General features: G+C 45.7%; 17 protein-coding genes. 8 read left to right on the top strand and 9 right to left on the bottom strand.

Annotated features, from left to right (window positions below):
• The first annotated feature begins 6 nt into the window (after positions 1–6).
• On the top strand, positions 7–822 hold the full coding sequence (gene lgt / locus FCL48_RS00750; protein WP_136870323.1) for a prolipoprotein diacylglyceryl transferase: 816 nt from the start codon (positions 7–9) through the stop codon (positions 820–822).
• On the opposite strand, the gene FCL48_RS00745 is transcribed toward lgt, so the two are convergent.
• Positions 816–1091, bottom strand: a complete 276-nt coding sequence (locus FCL48_RS00745; protein ID WP_136870322.1) for an HU family DNA-binding protein — start codon at positions 1089–1091, stop codon at positions 816–818. The genes lgt and FCL48_RS00745 overlap by 7 nt on opposite strands.
• Before the next feature lie 240 nt (positions 1092–1331).
• On the bottom strand, positions 1332–2081 hold the full coding sequence (locus FCL48_RS00740) for a response regulator transcription factor (RefSeq protein ID WP_240744699.1): 750 nt from the start codon (positions 2079–2081) through the stop codon (positions 1332–1334).
• A 375-nt stretch (positions 2082–2456) separates the two neighbouring features.
• Between FCL48_RS00740 and FCL48_RS00735 the strand changes: the two genes are divergently transcribed.
• From FCL48_RS00735 to FCL48_RS00725, 3 genes are all read left to right on the top strand, one after another.
• Positions 2457–4604 (top strand): SulP family inorganic anion transporter, encoded by a 2148-nt coding sequence (locus FCL48_RS00735; protein WP_169309035.1) that lies wholly within the window; start codon positions 2457–2459, stop codon positions 4602–4604.
• A gap of 162 nt (positions 4605–4766) precedes the next feature.
• Complete coding sequence (gene nhaD, locus FCL48_RS00730) at positions 4767–6188, top strand: sodium:proton antiporter NhaD (RefSeq protein WP_136870320.1); 1422 nt, start codon at positions 4767–4769, stop codon at positions 6186–6188.
• A 23-nt stretch (positions 6189–6211) separates the two neighbouring features.
• Positions 6212–8011, top strand: coding sequence for a YgiQ family radical SAM protein (locus FCL48_RS00725; protein WP_136870319.1), 1800 nt, complete (start codon positions 6212–6214; stop codon positions 8009–8011).
• A 26-nt stretch (positions 8012–8037) separates the two neighbouring features.
• On the opposite strand, the gene FCL48_RS00720 is transcribed toward FCL48_RS00725, so the two are convergent.
• From FCL48_RS00720 to efp, 4 genes are all read right to left on the bottom strand, one after another.
• Entirely contained in the window at positions 8038–8886 is an 849-nt protein-coding gene (locus FCL48_RS00720) for a CpsD/CapB family tyrosine-protein kinase (RefSeq protein WP_136870318.1), read from the bottom strand.
• Between the two features lie 25 nt (positions 8887–8911).
• Positions 8912–9883 carry an ExeA family protein gene (locus tag FCL48_RS00715; RefSeq protein WP_136870317.1) on the bottom strand — a complete coding sequence of 324 codons (972 nt, stop codon included), beginning with the start codon at positions 9881–9883 and terminating at the stop codon, positions 8912–8914.
• Positions 9884–10371: 488 nt separating this feature from the next.
• Positions 10372–11289, bottom strand: a complete 918-nt coding sequence (epmA, locus tag FCL48_RS00710; protein ID WP_136870316.1) for an EF-P lysine aminoacylase EpmA — start codon at positions 11287–11289, stop codon at positions 10372–10374.
• A gap of 4 nt (positions 11290–11293) precedes the next feature.
• Positions 11294–11857: an elongation factor P gene (efp, locus tag FCL48_RS00705; RefSeq protein WP_136870315.1), complete on the bottom strand. Its 564-nt coding sequence runs from the start codon at positions 11855–11857 to the stop codon at positions 11294–11296.
• A 432-nt stretch (positions 11858–12289) separates the two neighbouring features.
• Here efp and FCL48_RS00700 point away from each other — a divergent pair, with 432 nt between their 5' ends.
• The 4 genes from FCL48_RS00700 (at position 12290) to FCL48_RS00685 (ending at position 18245) form a co-directional block, all read left to right on the top strand.
• Positions 12290–12787, top strand: coding sequence for a metallophosphoesterase family protein (locus FCL48_RS00700; RefSeq protein ID WP_136870314.1), 498 nt, complete (start codon positions 12290–12292; stop codon positions 12785–12787).
• Positions 12784–13290 (top strand): HIT domain-containing protein, encoded by a 507-nt coding sequence (locus FCL48_RS00695; RefSeq protein ID WP_136870313.1) that lies wholly within the window; start codon positions 12784–12786, stop codon positions 13288–13290. Before FCL48_RS00700 ends, FCL48_RS00695 begins: the two co-directional genes overlap by 4 nt.
• Positions 13287–15944, top strand: coding sequence for a DNA mismatch repair protein MutS (gene mutS, locus FCL48_RS00690; protein WP_136870312.1), 2658 nt, complete (start codon positions 13287–13289; stop codon positions 15942–15944). The genes FCL48_RS00695 and mutS overlap by 4 nt, the downstream gene beginning before the upstream one ends.
• A 411-nt stretch (positions 15945–16355) precedes the next feature.
• Complete coding sequence (locus tag FCL48_RS00685) at positions 16356–18245, top strand: N-acetylmuramoyl-L-alanine amidase (RefSeq protein ID WP_136870311.1); 1890 nt, start codon at positions 16356–16358, stop codon at positions 18243–18245.
• 108 nt (positions 18246–18353) lie between these two features.
• On the opposite strand, the gene FCL48_RS00680 is transcribed toward FCL48_RS00685, so the two are convergent.
• From FCL48_RS00680 to atpG, 3 genes are all read right to left on the bottom strand, one after another.
• Positions 18354–18767: a F0F1 ATP synthase subunit epsilon gene (locus tag FCL48_RS00680; protein ID WP_136870310.1), complete on the bottom strand. Its 414-nt coding sequence runs from the start codon at positions 18765–18767 to the stop codon at positions 18354–18356.
• Between the two features lie 100 nt (positions 18768–18867).
• A complete protein-coding gene (gene atpD / locus FCL48_RS00675; RefSeq protein WP_136870309.1) occupies positions 18868–20283 on the bottom strand; it encodes a F0F1 ATP synthase subunit beta in 1416 nt (471 codons plus the stop codon).
• Positions 20284–20332: 49 nt separating this feature from the next.
• A complete protein-coding gene (gene atpG / locus FCL48_RS00670; protein ID WP_136870308.1) occupies positions 20333–21202 on the bottom strand; it encodes an ATP synthase F1 subunit gamma in 870 nt (289 codons plus the stop codon).
• Between the last annotated feature and the right edge of the window lies 1 nt (position 21203).

Here is a 21203-nt window from a genome sequence, read left to right as displayed (position 1 = left end):
AAAAACATGCTCACTTTTCCCGAAATAGACCCCATTATTTTCAGCCTGGGCCCATTACACATACGCTGGTATGGGCTAATGTATGTCATTGGTTTTATTGCCAGTTATATGCTTGTAAAAAAGCAGATAAAGGAATTCAAATTTGAGTCCCTGTCTCTTCATTTTGAAAACCTCAACATGGTCCTCATCCTTTCCGTTATTATCGGAGGACGCCTCGGCTATGTCCTTTTTTACAATTTACCCTACTATATGAAACATCCCCTCGAAATTGCAGCAACCTGGAACGGCGGCATGTCATTTCACGGTGCCTGTATCGCACTTTTTCTCGGAGGCTGGCTCTTTTGTAAAAAACAGGCCATTGATTTCTGGAAGACAGCTGATATCTATGTGGCGACCATACCGATTGGCCTCTGCCTTGGGAGAATCGGTAATTTTATCAATGGGGAGCTCTTTGGCAGGGTAACCGACTCACCATTGGGTATGATCTTTCCCGGCGGAGGTCCTTCGCCAAGGCACCCCTCACAACTCTACGAGGCCTTTCTTGAGGGGGTTATCCTTTTTGCCGTACTCTGGAGTCTCAGAAAACGGCCATGGGAAAAAAGACAATTCTGGCCCCATGGCTCCATTTGCGCTCTCTTCTTTATCTGCTACGGAGTCGTGCGAATCATTGTGGAAAACTTCAGGGAACCGGATCAGCAGCTTGGTTTTATCTACAACAGCATCACCATGGGACAGTTACTCAGCAGTGGGATGATTACAGCAGGCTTGATTATGTGGCTTCTACGCAAACGCAGAAGCCATATTGTAGACAAAAATCAATGACGAACTTTTTCAGAGAGGGTCTTGCCCGGCTTAAATTTCACGACATTATGGGCAGGGATGATTATGGCCTTGCCTGTCTGGGGATTTCTTCCCTTCTGCGCCGCTCTTTCCACAACTTTAAATGAGCCAAAACCGGCCAGGGTCACCCGCTCTCCCTTTTCCATGGCCGATGCCATATGGGCAAGGACCTTATCTAACGCCTCGGCAGCACGAACCTTCGTCATGTTACCTGTCTCAGCAATTGTAGCTACCAGTTCACTTTTGTTCATAGGGGGCACACCTCGTTGTACAGTTAATCGTGATAGGGACTAAAAAAACTGACAGTATTACTAGCCTCTTCAGTAAAAATTGCAATCGGTGCTGATACCCAACAGATAACTGGGTATATATACCTAGTTATCAAAGTGAATTTTATAGAACTGAATAATTTAAAAGAGTTACATAGACAAAAAAGATCAGAGATAAAAACCTGCAGTACTGGTATACAAAATATTTTACCGAATCCTTTATTATTCACTGCTGACGAAACCATTGCGCACTGCATAATGGACAAGTTCTACACTATTTTTACGGTCAAATTTACGTAACAGGTTCGATCGATGATGGTCAACAGTACGTTGGCTCAAATTCAGTTGTTCAGCCATCTGCCTGCTGGTGAGGCCCTGTACAACAAACTGAAGAATTTCTTTCTCTCTTTTGGTGAGTTCCTGAAAGGGGCTTCGTCGGTCATTTCGATACATGCTTATAACATCGTCGGCAAACTCATCAGTCATGTAAGGAGAGATGTAACACTTCCCGGCCAACACCTTTTCAATGGCTATCAGTAATTCATCATCGGAATCATCTTTCATCAGATAGCCATCCGCACCAGCTGCCATGGCGTTATAAAAATATTGCTTATTCTTGTGCATGGTGAGCATCAGAATTTTTATCCAGGGATATTTCTCCTTAACAAGGCCAATGGCCTCCATGCCACCAATATCTGGCATGGAAATGTCAAGAATGATCAGATCAACGTCAAACTCTTCCAGCAACCCCATGAGCTCTTTACCGTTCCCCACCTCGCCCACAACATTAATTCGCTCGTCTTTTTTTATAATATTTTTTATTCCGTGCCGAATTAACACATGATCGTCTGCCAGCAAAACCGCACACTGATTTTTATCCGAAAGCATGTTTCCTCTCCCATCATCCATCTCAATCAGATCACCCATGAGTTGAGCGAAATTCTCCAATCCACCAGCTATCCTGATAACCATATTTTCTGTAAAAATGCAATTTAGTGCTCCGGTCGGAAAGGGGAATCACCAATTTTTCTTGACTTTATAGTAAAAGACGCTTTGATTAATCCAATTAAATATGAACGTTGATTCATTTTTTATCAGCATTTTTTCAACCTTCACAAACCTAAGGGTTACAATCCCTTTTGTGCATATTTTAACATATTTTACGAGGAGCATTACCATGAACAAACTTTTGAAATTAGCCCGTAGCCAACTCCATAAACGAATCAGGCAGAGAATCTGTACAACCGCTCTATCCTACTGAAAATATGGCTAACACGAAAACATAGAAAGATATGTCTTAGTATTGCCACCTAACTTAATGTATTTTGCACAAAAACAGGTGACATGATGATTCTTAAAGTTTTTCCCTTTCTTGATTGGTTTAAAGATTACAGTGGCGGAAAATTCAAAACGGATTTTCTTGCAGGACTCACGGTAGCCCTGGTATTAATTCCACAGTCCATGGCTTATGCCCAGCTCGCTGGCCTGCCCGCTTATTACGGTCTCTACGCGGCCTTCCTGCCACCGATGGTCGCCGCTCTTTTTGGCTCCAGCCGCCAGTTGGCAACGGGGCCTGTTGCTGTTGTTTCTTTGATGTCAGCAGCCTCTCTTGAACCTCTGGCCACAGCCGGTTCTTCTCAATTTATCGCCTACTCTATCGCTCTTGCCTTAACCGTTGGACTTTTCCAATTTAGCCTCGGCGTTCTGCGGCTTGGTCTTGTGGTGAACTTTCTTTCACACCCTGTTGTTAACGGTTTCACCAACGCCGCTGCCATTATCATCGCCTCTTCTCAATTTTCTAAATTCTTCGGAGTTTACGTTGACAATGCGCCGCACCACTACGAAACAATGATACGAGTGGCGCAGGCGGCAATGGACTACACCCATATCCCCACACTGATATATGGGGTTGCTGCCGTTGCTATAATGGTATTTTTACGAAAAATAAATCCGCGCATCCCGAATGTCCTCATTGCAGTTGCAATTACTACCATTATCTCATATTTCACCCACTACAACAATGATGTCCGTGTGGATTTGGCTGCCTTCAAATCCCATGGCCTGACTGAGAAAATTACAGCGTTCAACAAAACCGTCACCGAGATAGAAGAGCTTGGAAGAGCAAGAGCTGAACTTGGTCTGAAAGTAGACGAAGAAGTAAAAAAGAATCACCATACAACAGCTGATCTTATTGAACTTAAAAGTCAGCTCGCTCACCTTGCGCTTGAGATTGTCGAAAGAAAAGATGAAAATCAAGCTATACGCAGCGAGCTTCGTAACCTCAAATTTGAAGGTGTAAAAGACGGCGACAATTTCACCTTTTATAATCTGACCGAGATTCCTCAAGGCATCACCACGGATAACAACATCTGGCGCCTTAAAGTGGGAAATACCAAACTCGATACCACCAAGCTTCTTGTTATGGGAGGGGGTGCGGTCGTTGGCAAGATCCCCGAAGGTTTGCCCCAATTCACCATCCCGGAACTCAATCTCAAATCATTTTTAAAACTCCTTCCCACTGCCATTATAATCTCACTGCTGGGTTTCATGGAGGCAATTGCAATTGCAAAAGCAATGGCCGCAAAGACCGGGCAGAAGCTTGATCCAAATCAGGAGCTGATAGGTCAGGGCCTTGCCAACATGCTCGGCTCAATAGGCTCAAGTTATGCCGTATCCGGTTCTTTTTCCCGATCTGCTGTAAACCTGCAGGCAGGAGCCGTATCCGGTATATCCTCTGTTGTCACTTCTGTCATGGTCGTCATAACACTGCTATTTTTTACACCTTTGCTCTATCATCTTCCACAGGCGGTCCTTGCTGCGGTTATCATGATGGCTGTTATCGGCCTTGTGAACGTCAAAGGCTTTATCCACGCCTGGAAGGCCCAATGGTACGATGGTGCTATTTCCGTATTAAGTTTCGCCGTTACCCTTTATTTCGCACCGCATCTGGATAAGGGGATCATGGTTGGTGTGGCTCTTTCCATGCTCGTCTTTCTCTATAAATCAATGAGACCCGTCGTCGCGACCCTCTCTTTGAGTGAAGATAACGTCCTCAAAAGTGCGGAAGACTATCGATTGAAAGGTTGTCGTCATATTTCTGTTGTGCGCTTTGACGGTGCACTGTTTTTTGCCAACGCCAGTTATCTTGACGAACAGGTTCTGAAATTCAGAACAGAACAACCAGACCTGCGCTACATTCTCCTTGATGCCCGTGGAATTAATGACATGGATGCTTCAGGCGAAGAGGCGCTCGAAATGCTCGTTAAACGCATACGCAGCGCTCACATGGGCTTTGCGATGTGTGGAGTCAAAATGCAGGTTCTCAATGTCATGAACCGAACGGGACTCATTGATGAGATTGGAAAACAGCATATGTTTCCTGACAGTAAGACTGCCGTAGCCGCCCTGATTGAAAGGATTCATAACGGCACTGATTTACCAAAAGCGGGCTGCGACAATTGTCCGCTTACAAAATATATCCCTGCTGCAGATTAAAATATTCCCTCAGATGCTCCCTCAACCGAGAGGGAGTGATCTCCAGTGTCCAGTGGTATTTATTCATACCACTGGACACTTCTTGCCATGCCCTTTTCCTGCTGTTATAATTGCCCGAGTTTTGTCCCTTTCCCCAGTAAATTCTACCCAGGAAAAGTTATAATGAAAAAATTGATCTTTGCCCTATGTGTCGCGCTGATCCCTGCGACCATTGCTCTTGCAAGTGGTGGTGCCAAAGGCCATGAAGTGGCCAATCTTACCGGATCATTTTACGGAATTCTGTCTCTTTTTCTTTTTGTAGCTGCCTACTCACTGGTTATTCTGGAAGAACAGCTTCACCTGCGAAAATCCAAGCCGGTACTGCTGGCCGCAGGGCTTATCTGGGTACTCGTTGCTATAACATTTTCTCGAATGGGGGATACCCACTCTGCTGAAATTGCCATACGTCATAACATAATAGAATACGCCGAACTCTTTCTTTTCCTCCTTGTTGCCATGACCTATATTAACGCCATGGATGAAAGAAATGTCTTCCAGGCACTTCGTTCCTGGCTGGTTACGAGAGGGTTTTCATTACGAGCCGTCTTCTGGGTCACCGGTTTTCTTGCTTTTATAATCTCCCCTGTAGCCGATAACCTCACCACTGCTCTTTTAATGGGAGCTGTGGCAATGGCGGTTGGTGGAAACGACAAGAAATTCATTTCACTCGCCTGCATCAACATTGTCATAGGCGCGAATGCCGGTGGCGCCTTCTCTCCATTTGGAGACATCACCACTCTTATGGTATGGCAAAAGGGCCTTGTCCAATTTTCAGAATTCTTTGCAATTTTTCTTCCATCCCTTGTTAACTGGCTGGTTCCTGCATTTTTCATGAATTTTGCCATCAGCAAAAAAACGCCGCAGCCGAGCAAAGATCAGTACGTTATGAAACTGGGAGCAAAGCGAATTATATTACTTTTCCTCTGTACCATTACAACGGCGGTCTCTTTTCACAACTTTCTCCACCTCCCACCTGCGGCTGGGATGATGCTTGGACTTGGCTACCTTGGATTTTTTTCCTACTACCTGAAAAAGAAAGAGCACAGAAACTACGATATCGACGATAACCCGCTTGCGCATCAGACCTACCACGCAAAACCAGATCCTTTTGATCTGTTTAGAAAAGTTGCACGGGCTGAATGGGATACCTTACTGTTTTTCTATGGCGTTGTTCTCTGTGTTGGCGGCCTTTCCCAATTTGGCTATCTGGCATTAGTTTCCAAATTCCTCTACCTCGACCTTGGGGCAACTACAGCCAATGTTATGGTAGGAATACTTTCAGCAATTGTTGATAATATTCCCGTTATGTTCGCAGTTCTCACCATGAACCCTGACATGTCTCACGGTCAATGGCTCCTGGTAACGCTGACGGCAGGCGTTGGCGGCAGCCTTCTTTCTATTGGTTCCGCCGCAGGTGTGGCTCTCATGGGTGCGGCACGAGGGGTCTACACCTTTAATGCCCACCTCAAATGGACCCCCATTATTGCACTTGGCTATGCTGCATCTATTTTCTGCCATCTCTTTGTCAATTCCGCAAAAATGTAAGTGAGACCAGGCGTAAGTCACTGATGCAAACAAACAATACCACCACTCCTCCCCTGCCTGTTTCCTGGGAGGAGTGTCAAACAAGGGGCTGGCAGAGCCTGGACGTGCTTCTTGTTACAGGTGATGCGTACATTGATCACCCTTCCTTTGGTATTGCTCTGATAGGTCGCCTGCTTGAAAAACAAGGCTACAGGGTTGCCATTCTTTCCCAGCCCAGGTTTGATAACGCAGACGACTTCAAGACCTATCCACCTCCAAGACTTTTCTGTGGTATCACAGCAGGAAACCTTGACTCAATTGTGGCGAATTACAGCGGCAACGGTAAGGTCCGGGACACCGACTCCTACTCTCCAGATGGCAATCCCTGGCGAGGCAATGCCCGGGAAAAAGGGGAAAGAAGAAGACCTGACCGAGCCTCTCTCATCTACACCAGCCTTGCTCGCTCCGCTTATGGATCAGTACCGATTGTACTTGGTGGTATTGAAGGATCGCTGCGGCGCTTTGTCCATTTTGACTATAAACAAAACAAGTTGCGAGCATCATTTTTAACCGATGCCAAAGCGGATCTTCTGGTCTATGGCATGGGCGAGAAGGCTGTTCTTGAAATCGCCCGCAGACGCACGGAGAATCTACCACTCACAGGAATAGCCGGAACATGTATCCGGGCGACCGACAGGGAGCTGTTGGAAAATTTTGATGAGCAGGAACTGACACTTGCCCGTAAGTTTCTCCGCCTGCCCTCCTACGCTCAAATTCTTGGGGACAAACGCCTCTTTTTAGAAGCCGAAATTGAAATCGACAAACATCTCAGAGCCTATTCTCCAAGAATACTGCTCCAGCGCCAGCAGAGCCACTGGGTTATTCAATATCCACAACCGGCCCCCCTTTCTCCAGACGAACTCGACGCCCTTTACACACTTCCTTTCAGCCGAAAACCATACCCCGAAAATCAACAGATTCCTGCATACCAGATGATTAAGGATTCTGTGACCATAGTAAGAGGTTGCTCGGGCAACTGTTCTTTTTGCTCCATTACCCGGCACCAGGGCCCTGCCATTGTCTCCAGAAGCCGCAAATCCATTGTTGAGGAATGCCAGCATATTGCGGCATGTCCGGGTTTCTCCGGGACGATAAGTGATCTTGGAGGGCCTACTGCAAATCTTTACGGCACATCCTGCACCATTGGAGGCTGCAAAAAGAGAGACTGTCTCTATCCAAAGGTTTGCAGCAATTTAAAAATTGATGAAGACCTTTTTCTGCAGCTGTTAAAAGATGTTGAAAACATTGAAGGGATAAAGCACCTTTTCGTTTCTTCCGGTTTGAGAATGGAACTTCTGCTCAAAGCTCCAAGGCTTATGGAACGTATCATAGGCCGCCACACCCCGGGATCTCTTAAAATAGCACCGGAACACTCCGACCCGGAGACCTTGAAACTCATGCACAAAGAGCCCCACGAACTGCTTGTGGAATTTGTCAGAAGGTGTCGTGAAATAAGCAGAAAAAACAGAAGCAGAGACGTTCAACTCACTCCCTATGTTATCTCATCCCACCCCGGATCTACTCCGGCCAGTAATGTAAGACTGGTCCGCGATATGAAAAAACTTGGCTTGAGTATACGAAAATTCCAGGATTTTACCCCCACCCCAGGCTCGCTCTCAACGGCAATGTACGTATCAGGAATCGCCCCAGAAAGCAAAAAACCAATTGAAATCGCCAAAGGTCAGGCTGAACGACTTGCGGCACGAAAAATTATCGAGCAGGAATTTCACAAAAACACATTGCTTCGGAAAAATGTACGGCGAAATAAGAAGAACAGCAGATAGCAAACTGCGGCGATAAAACAACAGCTTTATGGTAGCTCCTGAAAGCTGAAGGAGCTCTGCGACTGACAGTCGGCACCACCGTCATCCCTCGAGATAATTCCCAGGATTTTATGGGCTCCAATATCAGAGATTACCTGCTGCAATCTCACCTCATCTGAACGCTCTGGGCAAACAACAAGAACCACCCCATCAACTGCCTGGGATAGCACATACGACTCTGGAACAACCTCCATTGGCGGGGTATCAAAAATAAAACAGCGATCAGGGTAGCTGGCAGCAAGTTCCTCCACCAGGTCATGAATGCGCACCGATCCGAGTAATTCCGATGCATTATCAGGTGGTGTGCCCGCTGGAAGAATACCCACTTTTTCCACTGGTGTCTGCTGAATAAGGGCTGAAAGCTCCCCTTTGTAGAGTAGATAATCAGACACTCCGGCCTCTGCAGTGACACCAATAACATTTGCAAGCGATGACCGTCGTAAATCACAATCGATAAACAGTAACTCCTGGTCGATATGTTGAGCAAGAGACATCCCGATATTGGCAGCGACATACGACCGGCCTTCTCCTGGCGCAACAGATGTTATCATTATGGAACGGGGAATATTTTTATTGTTTGCCGGCTCAAATATCTTGGAGCACAACAAGCGAAATGACTCGGATAACTTTTGAGCGCTACAAAAGACCTCAGGGTGATTGTTTTGCCCCTCTCCAGGAACACGGGGGAGAGGGTACCCATGAAGGCTATCAGCCCGCGCATAGTGTACTGTATCCTTTTTGGCGAGGGCGATACTGTCTTCAACGGCATCGAACTTAACATCATCCGGCTCGACAAATGCATCCAGGTCAGTGGAATAACCGGATTTTTCTAGCATTTTCGACAGCTTTCCCATTTGTCATTCAATCCAGATGCAGAATTTTTAACAAATAACTGTACAACGAATCCAGCCATCCCTGTCGCCAGGCAAAAATGCCAAAAACTATTTCGGCAAGCAGGACTCCTATAATTAACCAGACCCACCAGCGTTTCCATAGCTTTTTTTCCGGTGGCAGGTAATAGAGGTTGTCACCTGGGATTGCGAGCTGCTCAACACATTTACGGACGACAGACGCCTCAACCACGTCCTCCTCTTTTAAATAGGCAGCAAGAAGTGCATTATCGCAAATGATATTTATCTGACGGGGGTTACCGGAAGTTGAAAGATAAATCAGCTCGAGCGCTTTTTCAGTGAAGATAGATCTCTTATCGGCACCTGCTCTTTTCAGGCGAAACTGTATATATTGGAGGGCGTCCTGCTTTGACAATTTACTTAAGTGATAACGAACAGCGATGCGCTTGGCAAGAGGCGAAAGTTGTTCCTCATTTAATCGATCCAGTAATTCCGGCTGTCCAACCAGAAAAACACTCAAAACCCCCTTAATCTCCGCGGCCATATTCACCAGCAAACGTAACTCTTCGAGGAGATCTGTGGGCAAGGCGTGGGCTTCATCAATGATCAGCAGTACTTTTCTTTCGGTCTTTTTACATTCTTCGAGAAGTTTCGAAAATAAAAAGAGAAATTTAGCCTTGTTTCCATCAAAAAGAAGACCAAGCTGGGCTGCAAAATAGTAGAAAAAGTCATCGATTTCCAGGGTTGGGTTAGAAATAACACACAAATATCCTGGGTTTTCTAGAGTTTTGGATAACACATTGATAAGTGTCGTTTTTCCTGTGCCAACGCCACCCGTAAAAAGAAGGAATCCTTTATCGGAAACAACCCCGCGCTTGAGTATGCCAAGCGCCTCTTTATGGGTTTCTCCTAAAAAGAGAAATTTGGTATCCGGGGTCAGCTCAAACGGTTTTTTATGCAGCCCAAAATGCGTTCTATACATGTCTGTTTATTCTACCTCAATTACCATCAACCCAATTACATTATTTGTGGAATATTATGCATTCCTGAGCCTGGCAGCCAACACCCCTGCATCAACAAAGCCTTTATAAGCCTTTCATCATATATACTCGACAGTCTTTATACTGCCCTTGTAGTCTTGTGATCCCTGTGGCGTGGGACGCACTATTTGCAGTTCCGTCATAAATTCAATGGAGTCCTGTTACTTAAATCACAGGAAAGCGCCTGAGCATAAAAGGAGCTTAACTATAGAACATCCATCCGTATATTTCAATTCAGCGATCACATGTTTTCCTGCAGCAAACGAACCAGGAACTAGTTTGACACGCGATGTAACTGCAATCTGTTGATCCGTACTCGATCCCATCGTCAGCTCATCGGGATGATGCGCGGAATCAGGGGTACTCTTGCCACACCTGAAAAAACCTGTTCGTCCCAACCAGCAAAGCAGGATACCCTAAATGAAGGGATTTAAAAAAAGTCAGCTGGCGAAAATGTCACAACATCATTGATATCATCAATGCCCAGGGCAAGCATGAGGAGCCGATCAACCCCAAGGGCTATCCCTGCAGCTCCCTGCAATCGGCCAAGATCGAAAAGAAAGCGCTCGGGCATGACAAGATCAGGCCCCCAGGAATTTTCTATTTCTTTCAATTCCTGACAAAACCGCCTTCTCTGTTCCCCTTCATCTGTTAATTCCGTGAAACCATTTGCTAGCTCAACGCCTCCAAGATAGAGCTCAAATCGTTCGACAACGTGTGGGTTGTCTGCCTTGGCTCTTGCAAGAGAGCCAAGCTCTAAAGGATAGTCTATGAGAAAAGCAGGTGATCCCATACCAAGGTGGGGTTCAACATATTCAACCAGGATCTCATCAAAGCTATTGTCTGACAGGCTCTGCTGCAGACTACAGGGACTATAGCGCTGAAAGGCTTCTTTGACTGTTATCTTCTCCCAGTCCTTCTGCAGATCATAACCCGGAAAAAATGGTGCGACAGCATCCTCCAAAGCGTCTGCAGCGGACAACTCCCGCAGGACATGACGAAGCAAATGCTCACAGTCTTCCATGAGCTTCTGGTAATTTTCCCCAGAGTGATACCACTCCAGCATGGTAAATTCTTCAAGGTGACGCCGCCCCTTTTCATTTTTTCTGAAACAGGGACAGATCTGGAATATTTTTGAACAACCCTGAGCAAGCAGCCTTTTCATGGATAGCTCAGGAGATGTCTGCAGAAAAGCATCTCCTGAACGTAAGGGCTCGATATTGCGCTCCGGGATAATAACGGGCTGCCGTATGGGAGTATCAACTTCAAGGAACCCCCGGGCGGCAAAAAAGGACCGTAAACTGCTCATGAGGATTGCACGTTGGCGCAATCTTCGAGAGTGCAGCACTGGGTTACTCTTTTACCCGGGTGACATATATCCCGGTACGGGTGTCTATTTGAATTTTATCACCTTCTTCAACAAACGGCGGAACCTGAAGTACATACCCTGTCTCCACGGTCACGGGCTTTGTATCGTTGCCGGAGGTGTCACCTTTTGCCCATGGATCAGCCTTGGTAACATCCAGGTTGACAAACATAGGCATCGTTATATCGATGGGTTGGCTTTCAAAAAACAACATCTCCACATCCATATTATCGATCAGATAGTTGATGTTGTCCCCGAGCTGCTCCCGGGTTAAAAAAATCTGCTCGAAATTTGCAGTATCCATAAAATGGAATTCATCATCCTGATTATACAGATACTGCATCTTTCTCTCTTCCAGATCAGGCTTATCAAACTTATCATTGGAACGATAGGTCTGAACCAGCTGGTTGCCCGAAATCATATTGCGCATTTTACAGCGATACAGGGCCTGGCCCTTTCCCGGTTTGGAAAATTCAAAATCTATTACTATATACGGATTTCCATCTATTTGTACTTTTAGACCTTTACGTAAATCAGAGGCACTTAGCATCCTACTTCTCCATTCTTTTTTGGTGTGAACCGGCGTACCGGCAATCTATTATCGTATTGCCCCTTTTTCAAAAAATAACCTGCTCCAAAACCGATGGCCATGCCGCAATAGAACAGACAGCCGACGACCACTACCGCATGACAAACTTTGCGTGTTACAGTAAGTGAAAAAGAATAAAATACTACAATACGACATTCCAACAGGGGCAATAAACGCTATTTATGTTAAAATACAACATTGCAGTATACCTGCCTTTGCTTCACGAGTGCAACTGTTAATACTGCAGAGTATGACCAAAATAACGATAAACTGCTCACTTTGTGGGTTGGCGCTCACCGGACCAGACAATGCTCCAAGCACAATTTCACTTATTTCTTTGCTATGGCATGTCACTTGTGTAGAGTAACAGCTGACTTTTAACGAGAGAATCAAATGTACACCATCGGTATTATTTCAGACACCCATCTCCAACAGCCCGATCATTTTTTTCTGGAAAACTGTGTCAACGCTTTTAAAAACTGTGACGCGATCATCCATGCCGGCGACCTGACAGACCATTCCATACTCTCGGTTTTTTCAGGTAAAACGGTCTATGCTGTACGTGGAAATATGTGTAACCTGCAAACCCAGAGAACACTGCCTGAGAGAAAAACAGTCTCTATTAAAGGTTACACCATTGGTATAAGCCACGGTGCGGGTCCCCGACACAATATCGAGGAGCGCGTATATGAGATGTTCCCGGAGGCTGATTGTATTATATACGGGCACACTCACATCCCGGTTTGTCATTATTATGGGACTACCCTGCTGATAAATCCCGGGAGTTTTCAGTCCACTAGCCGGTATGGTGGCCCCGGAACATACGCTCTTTTACAAATTGACAGCAACGGATTGCATGGGTCTCTCCATAACCTTCCAGTATTACAATGAACACACTCTGGACCCCATGGCGCATAGACCATGTCCTTGGCAAGGCTCCCAAAGTACCCCATTGTATCTTTGAGCCCCCAGGCGAAAGCACATCTTCAAAAAACGACCTTCTGCTGTACCGTGGACGAAACGGCATCGTTTTGCTCAACAGATTTCCCTATGCCAACGGTCATCTCCTGATTGCCCCCAAAAGACATATTGATTGCCTGACTTCTTTGACCGAACAGGAAAATCAAGGCATTATGTTTCTCACCCAGCAATCCGTGCTCATCCTGAAAAAGCATCTCAACCCCGATGGCTTTAACATCGGGTGCAACCTTGGTTCCATTGCAGGAGCAGGTATAGCGGACCATCTCCACTATCATATTGTTCCACGGTGGAATGGAGACCATAATTTTATTACAGTCATATCTGAAATCAGAACCATTCCTGAACATATAGACCTTACATTTGATACGTTATTACCGGACTTCGTCTCTCTTTTTTTACAAGAAAATCCATGAGCAAAATAACCAAACTTACCCCCATGCTGCAGCAATACCTTGAAATTAAACAGCAGCATGAGAATGCAATTCTCTTTTACAGAATGGGGGATTTTTATGAGATGTTTTTTGATGATGCGATAAAAGCATCAAAAATCCTCGGTATCACCCTTACCTCACGGAATAAGAATACTGATACCGTTCAGGTCCCCATGTGTGGTATTCCCTATCACGCCGCACAGACCTACCTGTCTAAACTCATTAAGGCTGGCTGCAGGGTTGCTATCTGTGAACAGACCGAGGATCCCGCTGAGGCAAAAGGCATCGTCAAAAGAGAGGTTGTCAGGATTGTTTCTCCAGGTGTAATCACAGATGACCACCTGTTAGATGACAAAAGTAATAACTATATTTCTTCTCTCAGCTATAAAGACAACGGCACACAACGGATCTACGGACTCAGTTTTCTCGATGTGAGCACAGGGGAGTTTCTGGTCGGCGAATACCAGGCAAACGGCAATAATGAAGAAAAGGTGCTTGACCAGCTCACCCGCCTTACTCCTTCAGAACTTCTCCTTCCCGACAATCATGCAGTCCAGATGGAGGCACTTACAAAAGATATCGAAAACCTGCTTTCTGATATCTGTATCACTGTCAAAGACAGGGACCACTTCAGCTTTGAAAACTGCAAAGAAACCCTTCTTGATCATTTTGGGTTACTCAGCCTTGATGGATTCGGCTGTAAAAATTATTCTGTGGGGATCACAGCAGCAGGAGTCCTCCTCGATTACATCCATGAGACCCAGAAAACAGCCATCGACCATATCGAGAGTCTCACTCCCATTGAATCGGAAAATATCCTTCACATTGACGAATCTTCAAGGCGTAATCTCGAACTCACCCAGACCCTTGCGGGTGGGCAGAGACAGGGTTCTCTCCTTTCTGTCATTGACCATACGTGTACCCCAATGGGAGCAAGGCTACTCAAACACAATCTACTTTTTCCACTTCAGTGCAAAGAGAGGATCAACAACAGGCTTGATGCTGTAACATACTTTTTCAAGGAAAGCGGTCCTAGAAAGAGCCTCAGAACCTTGCTCGAGCAGGTATACGACCTTGAACGGCTCAACAGTCGTATGACCCTTGGTACTGGAAACGGCAGGGATATGCTCGCCATGAAGAACTCACTTGCCAGGCTGCCCCAGATTCTCATAAGCCTTAAAGATTGCAATACCCGAAAATTGATTTCTTTGAGAGACCACCTCGACACCCTTTCAGATATTCATGAACTCCTCGATTCATCAATTCATCATGATGCGCCAATCACCCTGAGGGAAGGAAATCTCATTAAGGCTGGCTATAACGCGGAGCTTGATGACCTTATCACAATCCTTCGAGACGGAAAGAAATTGATACTTAATCTCGAAAACCAGGAAAGAGAAAAGACCGGCATTGCAAAACTCAAGGTCGGCTTCAATAAGGTTTTTGGCTATTTTATCGAGGTAAGTAAGCTACAGGCTGAAAAGGTTCCAGAACACTATATCCGCAAACAGACCCTTGTTAATGCGGAGCGCTTCATCACCCCGGAGCTTAAAGAATTTGAAAATAAGGTCCTCGGAGCAGAAGAAAGAAGGACTGATCTTGAGTATGAACTGTTTAGCGAAATACGCCAAAAACTCGCCAAAGCCAGCAGTCGTATCCTTAAAACCGCAAATATTATCGCCCAGCTCGATTTTCTCCTCGGCAATGCTGAAATGGCACACAAGTATAATTACCTGCGTCCCGAGGTGGGCGAAAGCGATACCATCCGAATTGTTGAGGGACGCCATCCGGTCATTGAACGGATGCTGCCCAGCGGCAAATTTGTACCAAATGACGTGCACCTTGATCAATCCAGTGATGAGGTGCTCATTATTACAGGACCGAACATGGCTGGGAAGTCAACGATCCTGCGCCAGACGGCACTGATTGTTCTTATGGCACAGATGGGTTGTTACGTGCCAGCACAGGAGGCATCCATCGGTATCGTCGACAGGATCTTCACCCGTGTAGGGGCAATGGACAACCTGAGACAAGGACAGTCCACTTTCATGGTAGAGATGAGTGAGACGGCAAATATTCTCAACAACTCTACTGAGCGCAGCCTCGTTATCCTCGACGAAATTGGACGCGGGACCTCCACCTACGATGGATTGTCCATTGCCTGGGCTGTCGCTGAAAACCTCGTCAACAAAAAGAACATTGGCGTCAAAACCCTCTTTGCCACCCACTATCACGAACTGACTGATCTTGCCAAAAATAATAAACGAGTAAAAAATTATTCCATCGGCGTCCGGGAATGGCAATCAAACATAATCTTTTTACACAAACTCGTTAAAGGTGGGACAAGCCGGAGTTATGGTATACAAGTTGCCGCATTGGCCGGAGTCCCTGAAGAGGTTGTCCTCCGGGCAAAAGAGATTCTAAAAGACATTGAACAGGGTAAATTTGACGGCACAACAAGATCGAAAAGATCCACGCCTACTGGAACCCCCAAAAGACATCCAGACCAGTTGCAGCTTTTTGCCCCGCCTCAAGACCCAATTCGTCTGCTGCTAAAAAAAATCGACCTTGATGACTGCTCGCCCAAAAAAGCACTGGATACCCTCTATGAGCTCAAGAAAATGCTTAATACCTGATTGTGTTGCTTTGCTCCAGACGCCTTGAATTTACACCTCATCCATCGTGTTCTTATTGAACAGTTATTGCAGTTTTAACAGGCTTCATGCCCGCAACTCTAATTTATGGTCATACCACTCGCGATGGATCCACATTTAAGTACCTGGTTTGAGACGTTAGACAACGGGCGTACCGCAGGTGTATAATCCATTTGAAGACAGATTGAATTTTACACCAAAACAATAAGGCACTCCGTACAATCCCATTGGCCTGTACACAGCATTTTCCACTTTTTTCAAATAAGCGTACAATCCAATTAATTTTGCCATGCGCCTAGCTTTCCTGTATACTATTTTAGTTTTCATTCAATATGTTACTTTGTCCTCTAATCAGTTCGGGGTCTGTCATAAGATTCGTTTAATATAAAAATAATGCATCGAACCTTACTCATCACAATCCTCATCACCATCCACATATTTTTTGTTCTAGGTGTTTCATTAGCAGCAGAGCCTAAGGTGGAAGGTTCCCAACTGGTCTCCAAACGCTATGACGAGGCAAAATTCTATTACAACCAACTGCAGACCAACGCGAAACTTTCTGCCACCCGGGATAACTGGCTCAAGGGCACCCGAAATTTCCGACGTATATACCTTTCGAGCCCAAAATCAACCTTCGCGCCAGCCTGTCTGTACATGCTTGGACGCCTCTATAGAGACATGTTTGAGGCATTTACACTGCCAATTGACATCGACGAGTCTGTTTCCTACTACAAGGATATCGTTCGTCTTTTTCCCCAACACAAATTAGCTGACGACGCATATTTCCAACTTGCCTCCATTTTTATAAAGAAAAATGAACCGAAAAAAGCTGCTGAGTATCTCGTGGAAATCGTCACCAATTACAGCAATGGAGATATGCACTCCCAAGCTGAAGATATGCTCAAAGTGCTCTCTAAAGAGCACGACATCGCACTGCCGAAGGTAATGGTTTCTGCAACTGGAGATAACAACCTTAGTTACGTACTGCCTGTGAAATACTGGTCTTCGGATCACTACACCAGGGTTGTCATCATGGCCTCAGGCCCGGTCAACTATAAAGAAGTTCTTCTGGAAGAGACGAAAAATACTCCGAGACGACTCTACATTGATTTTAAAGATAGTTATATCGAACCCCAATACCGGGCCCCAGTGCCCATCAAAGACGGACTACTTGAACAGATCAGAACAGGGCAGTTCAGCCCTGATACAGTACGTGTTGTCCTTGATATCGAATCCATCGGTAGTTATAAGATCTTCAGCCTTCCGGATCCATTCCGTGTAGTCATCGATGTGCGAGGCAAAGGGCACGAGGATTTGGAACAGGTGGCGGTTACGGAAATACCAAAGATTGAACAAGAACAGCAAAAAAATAAGCCAAAACTTGAGACTCCTTCCAGTTCGGAGATTGTTGTCCTAAAACCGAGCAAGAAAAAAGCGGTAACTGTTTCCGAGAGTGACACTACCCCCAGCTCAGTTGTGGCTAAAAAGGATAAGGATACCAGGAACGATCCAAAAACTAATCCACTGTCCCTGGCTCAGCAACTTGGCCTTGGAGTTAAAAAGATTGTTCTCGATCCCGGTCATGGCGGCAAAGATCCGGGAGCCATGGCTTTTAAGCTCAAAGAAAAAGATATTGTTTTAAAAGTTGCACAAACGTTAGCACCGGTACTTGAAAAAGCGCTCGGCTGTGAAGTCATCCTCACCAGAGATAAGGACGTCTTTGTTTCACTGGAAGAACGCACGGCTATCGCAAACACTGAAAATGCTGACCTCTTCATCTCACTACACGTCAATGCCCATCCTTCCCAAAAGGTTCGAGGTCTGGAAACCTACTATCTGAACCTTACTACCAATGCCGAAGCGATGCGAGTTGCAGCACTTGAAAATGCGACCTCAACCCATCAGATGAGTGATTTGCAGGATATTCTCTCAGATATCATGAAAAACTCCAAGATTGAAGAATCTTCCAGGCTTGCCCAACAGGTTCACAACTCAATTCTTGATGAGGCAGCAGCCAAAGGCTACGCAGATATCAAAAACCTGGGTGTAAAACAGGCACCGTTTTACGTTCTCATCGGGGCCCAGATGCCAGCAATCCTCATCGAACTCGCCTTTATCACCAATAAAGATGATGTTCAAAATCTCAACGACCCTGCCTTTATCAGACTACTCACCCAGGAAATTGCCGATGGCATACACAACTATGTCAGCTCAACTACAGCTCAATTTCAGGCGTTTAATTTTACTCAGGATGAAGCGGACTCAGGCGCCGAGGCGATGTAGATAAACCGAGCCGCCAACCAAGTTCGTTGCAATCAACCTGACACAATACAAAAGGGGTTACTCAGTAAACTGAGTAACCCCTTTTAACTACCGAAAATACAAAATGTATCAGATCTTCTTTGCCACTTTCAATCGAACAAGGGCCCGTTGCAGAGCTATTTCTGCTCTTTTACGGTTGAAATCTTCTGCCTGGTGGGCAGCCTGAGCAAGGCGTTTTTCCGCTCTTTCCTTGGCTCTCATTGCCCTTTCAACATTAATTTCTGATCCTTTTTCAGCACTCTCAACAAGAAAGGTGATCTTATTATTTGAGACCTCGCAGAATCCACCACTGACCATCAGGGATTCTCTTTTATTACCATTCTCATATGTCAGAGTACCAATTTTGATTGTCGACAGAAAAGGTGCATGGTTTGCAAGTACACCAAAGTCACCACCGAAACCTGGCGCATTAACGATATCAACGTCTTCGTTAACCTTAGCACCTGTCGGTGTTACGACTTCTAGTCTTATCTGTTGTCCCATCGAACTGTCCTCTTTAGCAAAAAATTGAGCACCCTAAGATGATTTACCTGTAGCGAACAGGGTAAATCATCTGAATCAGGTACCTATAGCGGTTTGCCTGTTACTTTTTAGCCGCAGCGTCTTTAGCTACCGCCTCTTCAATGGAACCAACCATATAGAAGGAGTTCTCATTGAGCTCATCATGCTTTCCTTCGAGAATCTCTTTGAAACCTTGAACGGTATCAGCAACCTTTACAAATTTTCCTGGCATACCGGTGAAAACCTCTGCAACTGTAAATGGCTGGGAAAGATATCTCTGAATCTTTCTTGCACGTGAAACAAGTTGCTGATCCTCTTCCGAGAGCTCGTCCATACCAAGAATTGCAATAATATCCTGAAGATCTTTATATTTCTGAAGCGAAACCTGAACCCCACGAGCAACCTGATAGTGTTCTTCTCCAATGACGTTTGGATCAAGAATTCTGGACGTTGAATCCAGTGGATCCACCGCAGGATAAATTCCAAGCTCAGAAATCTGACGGGAAAGAACAACGGTTCCGTCAAGGTGAGCAAAGGTCGTTGCAGGAGCCGGATCGGTTAAATCATCCGCAGGTACGTATACGCACTGTACGGCGGTGATAGAACCTTTCTTAGTGGAAGTAATACGTTCCTGAAGAGCACCAAGGTCAGTTGCCAGAGTTGGTTGATAACCAACAGCTGAAGGAATACGGCCAAGAAGGGCGGAAACCTCGGAACCAGCCTGGGTAAAACGGAAAATATTATCAACAAAGAAAAGAACATCCTGACCTTCTTCATCACGGAAATATTCAGCGGCGGTAAGACCAGTCAACGCAACACGGGCACGTGCTCCTGGAGGCTCTGTCATCTGGCCGTAAACAAGAGCTGCTTTTGGCAGAACGCCAGAATCTTTCATCTCATGGTAGAGATCGTTACCTTCACGGGTACGCTCACCAACACCACAGAACACTGAAATACCACCGTGGTGCATGGCGATGTTGTTAACCATCTCCATCATGATAACGGTCTTACCACAACCGGCACCACCAAACAGTCCCATTTTTCCACCAAGTGGGAATGGAACGAGAAGATCAATAACCTTAATACCGGTTTCCAGAACACGAACCTCAGTATCCTGTTCGGTGAATGCAGGCGCTTCGCGGTGAATTGGCATGGTCTTTTCACACTTAATTTCACCAAGGCCATCAACCGGACGTCCAACAACGTTCATAATACGTCCGAGTGCACCTTCACCTACTGGAATAGTGATCGGCAGACCGGTATCGGTTACGACCATACCGCGAACAAGACCATCGGTCTGGTCCATGGCGATACAACGACATGCATTGTCACCAAGGTGCTGAGCAACCTCTATAACAAGGTTACCCTCGACATCATTTATACCTGGATTGGTTACCAGACATGCACTCATGATTGAAGGCAGATTGCCGGGCTCAAACTCCACATCTACTACAGGTCCGATAACCTGTGTAATTTTTCCTATTCTTTGCTCACTCATTGGGCCTTACCCCTCCTAAAAAGTCTTAGATTATCAATATGATAAATTATTATTTAAGGGCTTCTGCACCGCCAACAATGTCCATAAGCTCATTTGTTACCGCTGCCTGTCGTGCCTTATTGTACACAACAGTCAAATTAGCCACGATGTCTTTACATGCGCTGGTTGCATTGTCCATTGCAGTCATACGTGCTGCGTGTTCACATGCACCAACTTCGAGCATGGCGTGGTAGATAACGACATTGAGATACAGTGGCTGCAGAACATCCATAATTTCTTCAGTTGAAGGCTCATAGATGTAATCACCGGATATTTTGGGCGCAGCATTTTCTTCCGCTTCAACGGGTTGAACAGGAAGAAATGAGGACATCGCTGGAACCTGTCGCGCTACAGACTGAAAAGCGCCATAAATGATCTCAACCTTATCGCTGTTACCACCAAGAAACTGCTGGGTCAGATCAGTTGCAATTTCACGTGCATTGAACATCTGGAAGTTACCCATTATATCACGGTAACTTTTCCTGACTTTTCCTGTTTTTTTCAGAAGCTGATGTCCTTTTTTCCCGACACAGACCAAGCTAACGGTTTTTCCTTCAGACTCATATTCGTCAATCTTTTTCATTACCAGCTTGACGATATTCGCGTTGAACGAGCCGCACAGTCCACGATCCGAGGTTACAACCACAAGTTCGACGGCCTTTACAGCACGCTCTTCCATCAAAGGAAATGCATTTGTATTGGCGCCACCAGAAAGGTTGGACATCGCATCGTTGAATTTAGCGGTATAAGGTCTAAAGGATTCCATTTTTTCCTGGGCACCGCGGAGCTTTGCCGCGGCGACCATGTTCATGGCTTTGGTGATCTGGGCCGTCTTTTTGACGCCTGCGATCTTTGTTTTTACTTCTTTTAGACTCGCCATA

The sequence above is a fragment of the Desulforhopalus sp. IMCC35007 genome, assembly GCF_005116575.1.
GTDB lineage: Bacteria > Desulfobacterota > Desulfobulbia > Desulfobulbales > Desulfocapsaceae > Desulforhopalus_A.
Note: the sequence above shows the minus strand (reverse complement) of the source record. Positions and strands in the feature narration are given on the sequence as shown.